Source organism: Streptomyces cirratus (genome assembly GCF_014650775.1).
Taxonomy (GTDB): Bacteria; Actinomycetota; Actinomycetes; order Streptomycetales; family Streptomycetaceae; genus Streptomyces; species Streptomyces cirratus.
Genome location: NZ_BMVP01000015.1, coordinates 128,245 through 137,117, shown reverse-complemented (window position 1 = coordinate 137,117; position 8,873 = coordinate 128,245). Strand labels below are relative to the sequence as shown.

The following is an 8,873-nucleotide window of genomic DNA, read 5'->3' as shown; positions in this document are numbered from 1 at the left end:
TTAGTTCTGAAGTAACGAACCGTGTCCATGCCCGGTTGGTTAACTTCATAGTGTTTCGGTGGCCATAGCGTTAGGGAAACGCCCGGTTACATTCCGAACCCGGAAGCTAAGCCTTTCAGCGCCGATGGTACTGCAGGGGGGACCCTGTGGGAGAGTAGGACGCCGCCGAACAATCATTGCGGGAAGCCCCGCACCAGCCCTTCATGGGTTCGGTGCGGGGCTTTTCTGCGTTCAGGGCCCATCGGGCTCTCCTGTAGGGTCAAGGTGCATCGTTCGACTAGTTCTACCGTCACAGTGGAGGCCCCCGGGTGGAGGTCCAGGAGACTCGGGTTCAGACTGACCGAATTTTCACCATTCCGAACATCCTGAGCATGGCGCGCCTCGTCGGCGTACCCCTGTTCCTCTGGCTGATCCTCGCGAAGCACGACGGGTGGGCACTTCTCGTCCTCATGCTCAGTGGCATCAGCGACTACCTGGACGGGAAACTCGCGCGCCGCTGGAATCAGATCAGCAATCTCGGCCGGCTGCTGGACCCGGCCGCGGACCGGCTGTACATCCTGACGACGCTCTTCGGTCTGACCTGGCGCGGGATTCTCCCTCTGTGGCTCACCGCCGCCCTCCTGGCCCGCGAGCTGATGCTGCTGGTCATGGTGTGGATCCTGCGCCGGCACGGCTATCCGCCGCCGCAGGTCAACTTCCTGGGCAAGGCCGCGACCTTCAACCTCATGTACGCGTTCCCCTTGCTGCTGCTCAGTGACGGCAACGGTCCGTTGGCCTGGATGGCGGCAGTTTTCGGATGGGCGTTCGCCGGATGGGGTACAACCCTCTATTGGTGGGCAGGAATCCTTTACGTGGTTCAGGTCCGCCGGCTGGTCAAGGCGGATGCCACGGCCGATTGAGCTTGCTCGACGCCGGTACACGCGGAGGAGTTGCGGAGTCACCGTCCGAGACGGGTGAGGTCGGCTTGACCGTCATCTCTCAAGGAGGACTCTTCCGACATGAAGGCCGTCGTGATGGCCGGTGGCGAAGGCACGCGTCTTCGCCCCATGACCTCAAGCATGCCCAAGCCGCTCCTTCCGGTGGCGAACCGGCCGATCATGGAGCACGTGCTCAGGCTGCTCAAGCGGCATGGGCTCAATGAGACCGTCGTGACCGTGCAGTTCCTGGCGTCGCTCGTCAAGAACTACTTCGGTGACGGCGAGGAGCTCGGGATGGAGCTCACCTATGCCAACGAGGAGAAGCCACTCGGGACCGCCGGCAGCGTGAAGAACGCCGAAGACGCGTTGAAGGACGACACCTTCCTCGTCATCTCCGGCGATGCGCTCACCGACTTCGACCTCACCGATCTGATCCGCTTCCACAAGGAGAAGGGCGGCCTCGTCACGGTCTGCCTGACCCGGGTTCCGAATCCGCTGGAATTCGGCATCACCATCGTGGACGAGGAGGGCAAGGTCGAGCGCTTCCTGGAGAAGCCGACCTGGGGACAGGTCTTCTCGGACACCATCAACACCGGCATTTACGTGATGGAGCCGGAGATCTTCGACTACGTCGAGGCGGACGTTTCGGTCGACTGGTCGGGTGATGTCTTCCCCCAGCTGATGAAGGAAGGCCGGCCGATCTACGGCTACGTCGCCGAGGGCTACTGGGAGGACGTCGGCACGCACGAGAGCTACGTCAAGGCCCAGGCCGACGTGCTCGAAGGCAAGGTCCAGGTCGACATGGACGGCTTCGAGATCTCCCCCGGCGTCTGGATCGCCGAAGGTGCCGAGGTGAGCCCCGACGCGGTGCTCCGCGGGCCGCTGTACGTCGGCGACTACGCGAAGGTCGAGGCCGGCGCCGAGATCCGCGAGCACACGGTCGTCGGGTCGAACGTCGTCGTCAAGAGCGGGGCCTTCCTCCACAAGGCCGTGGTGCACGACAACGTGTACGTCGGGCCCCACAGCAACCTCCGCGGCTGCGTGATCGGCAAGAACACCGACATCATGCGGTCCGCCAGGATCGAGGACGGCGCCGTCATCGGTGACGAGTGCCTCGTCGGCGAGGAATCGATCGTCCAGGGGAACGTGCGCGTCTACCCCTTCAAGACGATCGAGGCCGGCGCCTTCGTCAACACCTCCGTCATCTGGGAGTCGCGCGGGCAGGCCCACCTGTTCGGTGCCCGTGGCGTCACCGGCATCCTGAACGTCGAGATCACCCCCGAGCTGGTGGTGAGGCTGGCCGGTGCCTACGCGACGACCCTCAAGAAGGGCGCCACGGTCACCACGGCCCGCGACCACTCCCGTGGCGCGCGAGCGCTCAAGCGCGCCGTGATCTCGGCACTCCAGGCCAGCGCGATCAACGTGCGGGACCTGGAGAACGTGCCGCTGCCCGTTGCCCGGCAGCAGACCGCGAGAGGCAGCGCCGGCGGCATCGTGCTGCGCACCTCGCCCGGGGTGCCGGACTCGGTGGACATCATGTTCCTCGACGAGCGCGGCGCCGACCTCTCCTTGCAGCAGCAGCGCAAGCTCGACCGCGTGTACGCCCGCCAGGAGTACCGGCGTGCGTTCCCCGGTGAGATCGGTGACCTGCAGTTCCCGGGCAGTGTCTTCGACGCCTACACGGGTTCGATGCTGCGGCGCGTGGACATCACCGGAGTCGCCGATTCGGGGCTCAAGGTCGTCGTGGACGCGTCCAACGGCAGCGCGGGCCTCGTCCTGCCCAGCCTGCTGGGACGGCTCGGGGTGGACGCCCTGACCGTCAATCCGGGGCTCGACGAATCCCGTCCGACGGAAACCCGGGAGTCCCGGCGGGCCGGGCTGGTGCGGCTGGGCGAGATCGTGGCCTCGTCGCGGGCGGCCTTCGGTGTGCGCTTCGACCCGGTGGGTGAGCGGATCTCGCTGGTGGACGAACGCGGCCGGATCATCGAGGACGACCGGGCGCTGCTGGTGCTGCTCGACCTCGTCGCCGCCGAGAAGCGCAGCGGCAAGGTCGCTCTGCCGGTGACCACGACCCGTGTCGCCGAGCAGGTGGCCGCGTACCACGGCACCCAGGTGGAGTGGACGACGACATCGCCGGACGACCTGACCCGGGTGGGCCGCGCGGAGAGCACCATCTTCGGTGGTGACGGCCGCGGCGGGTTCATCGTTCCGGAGTTCAGCAGCGTCTTCGACGGTTCGGCCGCCTTTGTGCAGCTGATCGGGCTGGTGGCGCGCACGCAGCTCACCCTGAGCCAGATCGACGCGCGGATCCCGCGGGCACACGTGCTCAAGCGGGACGTGCCGACGCCGTGGGCGGTGAAGGGGCTCGTCATGCGGCGGGTCGTGGAGGCGGCCGGCGACCGGCAGGTGGACACCACCGACGGGGTGCGCGTGGTCGAGGCGGACGGCCGGTGGGCGCTCGTGCTGCCGGACCCGGCGGAGGCCGTGACGCACCTGTGGGCCGAAGGCCCCGACGACGCGTCCGCGCAGGCACTGCTGGACGAGTGGGCCGCGGTGGTGGACGCCGGCGAGCACTGAGGCGGCCGCACCGGCGCCGTCCGGGGGCCGGGCGGGAGTCTCCCGTCCGGCCCCCGGACGGCGCATTCGGTGTCGGCGGCGGCCTCATGCGACGATGAGCGGCATGTCGCAGCCGCACACCAACCGGAGTCCGGTCACACGGCCCGCGCGCCCGGACGCTTCCATGTCGCTGCTGACGCACGTGATGGACCACAGTCTCGACGAGGGGTACGCGGAAGCCTCGGCGCGGCGCGAAGCGGAGGGGACCTCCGGCCTCCCGCGCACCCTCAAGGCCAAGCTGGCGCTCGCGGGCGGGCTCGTACTCGCCGCGATGGTGGTCACCCTGGGCGCGGCGCAGGCGCGGGTGGCGGCGCCGGTACTCGCCAAGGAGCGTCAGGAGCTCATCGACCGCGTGGACCGGGCCAACGCCCACGCGGACGGGCTGGAGAGGGACATCGAGCGGCTGCGCACGGAGGTCGCCGATCGCCAGCAGGCGGCCCTCAAGCAGGTGGGCGGCGACCAGGGCCGGCTCGTGGCCTTGCTGTCCGGGGCGACCGACGTACGCGGGCCCGGGGTGAAGCTGGTGGTGGACGACGCCAAGGGCTCCGCGTCGGGCGGCGGCGGTGGCCCGCGCGAGACCAAGGGGTTCTCGGACACGGGACGGCTGCGGGACCGGGACATGCAGAAGATCGTCAACGGTCTGTGGCAGTCGGGCGCGGAGGCGGTCTCGATCAACGGGCAGCGGCTGACGGCGCTGTCCGCGATCAGGGCCGCCGGTGACGCGATACTGGTCGACAACAGGCCGCTCGTGCCGCCGTACGAAGTCCTCGCCGTGGGTGACGGCAAGCGGCTGGGCACCCGGTTCCAGGACTCGGCGGGCGGCCAGTACCTTCACGTGCTCCAGGAGAGCTACGGCATCCGCTCCACCCTTACCCCCGTGGACGACCTGCGCCTCCAGGCCGCGTCGAGCCTCGCCGTGCGTACAGCCACAGCAGAACAGCCGAAGAAGGGTGCATCGTGATCGCGGTACTGGGCCTCGTGGCCGGAGTGGTGGTCGGGCTGCTGGTCAGGCCCGAAGTGCCGGCCGTGGTGGAGCCTTATCTGCCGATCGCCGTGGTGGCTGCGCTGGACGCGGTGTTCGGCGGTTTGCGGGCCATGCTGGACGGCATCTTCGTGGACAAGGTGTTCGTGGTGTCGTTCCTGTCGAACGTGGTGGTGGCCGCGCTGATCGTCTTCCTCGGGGACAAGCTGGGCGTCGGCTCGCAGCTGTCGACCGGCGTGGTGGTCGTGCTCGGCATCCGCATCTTCTCCAACGCGGCGGCCATCCGCCGGCACGTGTTCCGGGCGTGAGGCCGATGAGTACGAATGGAACGCCTCCCGAGGAACCGAACGTTCCGGAGCAGCCTCTTGTAGAGGGGACGCCGGCACCGGCCGGGGCCCCGGAGGAGAGCGGCCGCCGGCGGCTGGCCGCGGGCCTGTGGCCACCGCGGCTGAGCCGGGCGCAACTGATCGTCGCGCTGCTGCTGTTCGTCCTGGGGCTGGGCCTGGCCATTCAGGTCCGCTCCAACAGCGACTCCGGCCCGCTACGCGGCGCCCGCCAGGAGGACCTCGTACGGATCCTCGACGAACTGGACGGGCGCACCAAGCGGCTGGAGGACGAGAAGCAGAAGCTGGAGGAGCAGCGCAAGGAGCTGGAGAGCAGCTCCAACCAGGCGGAGGAGGCGCGCAAGCAGACCGTGGAGAAGGAACGCCAACTGGGCATCCTGGCCGGTACCGTGGCCGCACAGGGGCCCGGCATCACGCTGCGGATCACCGACCCCAAGGGTCAGGTGCAGTCCGATCAGCTGCTGGACACCCTCCAGGAGCTGCGGGCGGCCGGCGCCGAGGCGATCCAGATCAACGGCGTACGGGTCGTGGCGGGCTCGTTCTTCTCGGACGAGGGCGGTGGGGTCGCGATCGACGGTAAGAAGATCACACAGCCCTACGAGTTCAGGGTGATCGGCAAGCCCCAGGACTTGGAGCCGGCGCTCAACATCCCCGGCGGTGTGGTGCAGACGCTGGAGAAGGAGCAGGCCACGGCGAACGTCACACGGTCGGCCAAGATCGTCGTGGACGCCTTGCGGGCTGCGAAGCAGCCTGACTACGCTCGGTCGTCATCGTCGTGAGACGGGGCGGAATGTGGAGCGGCTCACGTGGGCGGATGCCTGCGGGGGGTCGACGCGCCGAAGTCGCGGTGCGTGGTGGAAACTGTCTGGTGGTTACGGACGTTGTGAGAATGTCCGGGTCGGCAGGTGTGTGCATGCGGAGTTCGTCCTGCCCCACGGGCGGGTCTGTTTCGGTCAAGGGGAATCGCCCGTGAAGTTGTTTGAGAAGTTGTTCGGCAAGAAGAACCGCGAGGAGAGCGGTGCGCGGCACCGTGCGGGGCACGGGGACGCGGAGGTCCAGGCGGACCGTCCCCTCTTCCGGGACGAGGTCGGTGCCGGGGGTGACATTCCGGGCGCTTCGGGCGCGTCGTCTGTTGACCCTGCCGGTTCCGGCCGCATAGGTTTCGGTGAACCGTCAACCTCAAGTGCGGGTGGAGGGTTTGCCTCCGACCCGTATGCCACCAATGCCTCCGCGGGGCAGCCGCGGCGCGAGGAGCCGTCCATGTCGGCCGAGCAGGTTTGCAGCAGGTGTGGCCACCGCAGCGATGCGGCGAGCCGGTTCTGCTCCAACTGCGGGGCGCCGCTGCGGGCGGGTCTGACGCCGGAGCGTGCCTCGGAGACCACGTCCACCATCTCGATCTCGGGCCTGGAAGCCTACGAGGCCGAGGTGGCGGGGCACGTGCCGTCCTCGCTTTCCCCCGAGGCCCAGGCCGCGGTGGAAGCCCTGCCTCCGGGTTCCGCCCTGCTGATCGTGCGGCGCGGCCCCAACTCCGGCAGCCGCTTCCTGCTGGACGGCGAACTGACCACGGCGGGCCGGCACCCGCAGAGCGACATCTTCCTGGACGACGTCACCGTCTCGCGGCGGCACGTCGAGTTCCGCAGGAGCCAGGACGGCGGGTTCACCGTCTCCGACGTGGGCAGTCTCAACGGCACGTACGTCAACCGTGAGCCGATCGACTCCGTCGCCCTGCACAACGGCGACGAGGTGCAGATCGGCAAGTACCGGCTGGTCTTCTACGCGAGCCTGCGGGGCGTCTGACCCTCCCCGGGGCACCTCTTCGGCGATCGCCGAAGAGGTGCCCCCAGGGGAACCGACAGGGAAGGTCCCATGCTGCGTACCCCGTCCGGCGGTGCCGCGAAGAACGGCACCGCCAGGGCCGCCGGGCGGCTGGTGAGCATCGGCACGGTGCTGACCATGCTGCGCGACGAGTTCCCCGACGTCACGATCTCCAAGATCCGCTTCCTGGAGGCGGAAGGGCTGGTCGAGCCCAGACGCACACCTTCCGGATACCGCAAGTTCAGCACCGGCGACGTCGAACGGCTGAGCCGGATCCTGCGGCTGCAGCGGGACCACTACCTGCCGCTGAAAGTCATCCGGGAGCAGCTCGAGGCACTCGACCGCGGCGAGCAGGTCCGTATCCCGGCCCCTGCGGCCCCCCGTGACCCGGGTGGCACGGCCGGGACCACCGGACCCGCGGCCGTGTACGGCGAAGTGGGCCGGGAGCGGCCCGCCGCCGCCCGGGTGGGGCGGGCGGAGCTGCTCGCCGCCGCGGAGGTGGACGAGGAGCAATTGGCCGAGTGGGAGTCGTACGGGCTCCTCGGCGAGGCCCCGGACGGCGGGTTCGACGCGGAGGCGGTCACCGTGGCACGGCTGATCGCGGACCTCGGCCGTTTCGGACTGGAGCCCAGGCACCTGCGGGCGATGAAGGCGGCCGCGGACCGCGAGGCCGGACTGGTGGAGCAGGTCGTCTCCCCCTTGCGCCGGCACCGCAACCCGCAGACCAGGGCCCATGCCGAGGCCACCATTAAGGAGCTGGCGGGACTCTCCGTACGGCTGCACGAGGCGCTCGTGCAGACCGCTCTCGGGGTCCGTCTGCGTTGACCGGAAAGAGCCCGACTACCCAAACCGGTCGGGCACGTCCTAGGGTTGCTGTGTGAACGAGCTCGACGTTGTGGGTGTCCGGGTGGAAATGCCCTCGAACCAACCGATCGTGCTCCTGCGCGAAGTGGGAGGCGATCGGTACCTCCCCATCTGGATCGGTCCCGGGGAGGCGACCGCCATTGCCTTCGCGCAGCAGGGGATGGCCCCTGCCCGGCCGCTGACGCACGACCTGTTCAAGGACGTGCTGGAGGCGGTCGGTGAGGAGCTCACCGAGGTCCGGATCACGGATCTGCGGGAGGGCGTCTTCTACGCGGAGCTCGTCTTCGCGAGCGGGGTCGAGGTGAGCGCGCGGCCTTCGGACGCCATAGCGCTGGCCCTGCGGACGGGGACGCCGATCTACGGCAGTGACGGCGTGCTGGACGACGCCGGCATCGCCATTCCGGACGAGCAGGAGGACGAGGTGGAGAAGTTCCGCGAGTTCCTCGATCAGATCTCGCCCGAGGACTTCGGCACCGGCCCGCAGTGAGGCGGCGGACAAGCCGCCCACCAGGGACATTCTGCCCATTCGGTTAGCCTTTCCCCGAAAAGGGGCACGGGAAACCACTCTCAGGGTGATTATCACTCGGCGTGCCGAGTGTGGCGATCGTTGACGCACCCCTGGTGACTGCCTACCTTCGAGGTGGCAGGTCGAGGACGGAGGGTCGGCGTGAGCATCACGGGCGACGGCATGACCGGGGGCATCCCCGCACGGAGTGACGGTGGGCCGTACCCGCTGCACGGCGGTGCGGCGGGCAGCGCGCGCCGCCGGCCGGAACCGGCGCCGGCCGCACCGGGCGGCGGGGCCCCGGCGCCCGAGCAGGTCGGCTACCGGGGGCCGACGGCGTGCGCCGCCGCCGGCATCACCTACCGGCAGCTCGACTACTGGGCGCGCACGGGGCTGGTGGAGCCCAGCGTGCGGCCCGCCTACGGCTCGGGGACGCAGCGGCTGTACAGCTTCCGCGACGTGGTGGTCCTCAAGATCGTCAAACGCTTCCTGGACACCGGGGTCGCGCTCCAGAACATCCGTACCGCGGTGCGGCACCTGCGCGACCGCGGCTTCTCGGATCTCGAACGCATGACTCTGATGAGCGACGGCGCCACCGTCTACGAGTGCACCTCGCCGGACCAGGTCGTCAGCCTGCTCCAGGGCGGCCAGGGCGTCTTCGGCATCGCGGTGGGCGTGGTCTGGCGCGACGTGGAGAACGCCCTGTCGCAGCTGCACGGGGAGCGGATCGACACCGGCGAGACGCTGATCGGCCAGAACCCGGGCGACGAACTGGCCGCGCGCCGCAACCGGGCCGTCTGACGCGCCACGCGCCCCCGGGGGCTCCGGGC

At 69.2% G+C, this 8,873-nt stretch carries 9 protein-coding genes and 1 rRNA gene; all 10 read left to right on the top strand.

Going from position 1 to position 8,873, the window contains the following annotated elements; translation table 11 throughout:
* The first annotated feature begins 54 nt into the window (after window positions 1-54).
* The 10 genes from rrf (at window position 55) to IE207_RS27625 (ending at window position 8,844) form a co-directional block, all read left to right on the top strand.
* Window positions 55-171 (top strand): 5S ribosomal RNA (rrf, locus tag IE207_RS27670).
* A 137-nt stretch (window positions 172-308) separates the two neighbouring features.
* Window positions 309-899, top strand: a complete 591-nt coding sequence (clsA, locus tag IE207_RS27665; protein ID WP_190187033.1) for a cardiolipin synthase ClsA — start codon at window positions 309-311, stop codon at window positions 897-899.
* 99 nt (window positions 900-998) lie between these two features.
* The gene (locus IE207_RS27660; RefSeq protein WP_190187032.1) at window positions 999-3,494 is read left to right on the top strand and encodes a mannose-1-phosphate guanyltransferase; all 2,496 of its coding nucleotides are present in this window, start codon (window positions 999-1,001) and stop codon (window positions 3,492-3,494) included.
* Window positions 3,495-3,588: 94 nt separating this feature from the next.
* Window positions 3,589-4,494, top strand: a complete 906-nt coding sequence (locus tag IE207_RS27655; protein ID WP_190187031.1) for a DUF881 domain-containing protein — start codon at window positions 3,589-3,591, stop codon at window positions 4,492-4,494.
* Window positions 4,491-4,823, top strand: a complete 333-nt coding sequence (locus tag IE207_RS27650) for a small basic family protein (protein ID WP_030158423.1) — start codon at window positions 4,491-4,493, stop codon at window positions 4,821-4,823. The genes IE207_RS27655 and IE207_RS27650 overlap by 4 nt, the downstream gene beginning before the upstream one ends.
* A 5-nt stretch (window positions 4,824-4,828) precedes the next feature.
* Window positions 4,829-5,638 (top strand): DUF881 domain-containing protein, encoded by an 810-nt coding sequence (locus tag IE207_RS27645; protein ID WP_190187030.1) that lies wholly within the window; start codon window positions 4,829-4,831, stop codon window positions 5,636-5,638.
* A gap of 82 nt (window positions 5,639-5,720) precedes the next feature.
* The gene (locus IE207_RS27640; protein WP_190187047.1) at window positions 5,721-6,656 is read left to right on the top strand and encodes an FHA domain-containing protein; all 936 of its coding nucleotides are present in this window, start codon (window positions 5,721-5,723) and stop codon (window positions 6,654-6,656) included.
* Window positions 6,657-6,725: 69 nt separating this feature from the next.
* Entirely contained in the window at window positions 6,726-7,499 is a 774-nt protein-coding gene (ftsR, locus tag IE207_RS27635; protein WP_190187029.1) for a transcriptional regulator FtsR, read from the top strand.
* A 52-nt stretch (window positions 7,500-7,551) separates the two neighbouring features.
* Window positions 7,552-8,025 carry a bifunctional nuclease family protein gene (locus IE207_RS27630; RefSeq protein WP_007262890.1) on the top strand — a complete coding sequence of 158 codons (474 nt, stop codon included), beginning with the start codon at window positions 7,552-7,554 and terminating at the stop codon, window positions 8,023-8,025.
* A 180-nt stretch (window positions 8,026-8,205) separates the two neighbouring features.
* The gene (locus IE207_RS27625) at window positions 8,206-8,844 is read left to right on the top strand and encodes a MerR family transcriptional regulator (protein ID WP_373304777.1); all 639 of its coding nucleotides are present in this window, start codon (window positions 8,206-8,208) and stop codon (window positions 8,842-8,844) included.
* Window positions 8,845-8,873 lie beyond the last annotated feature (29 nt).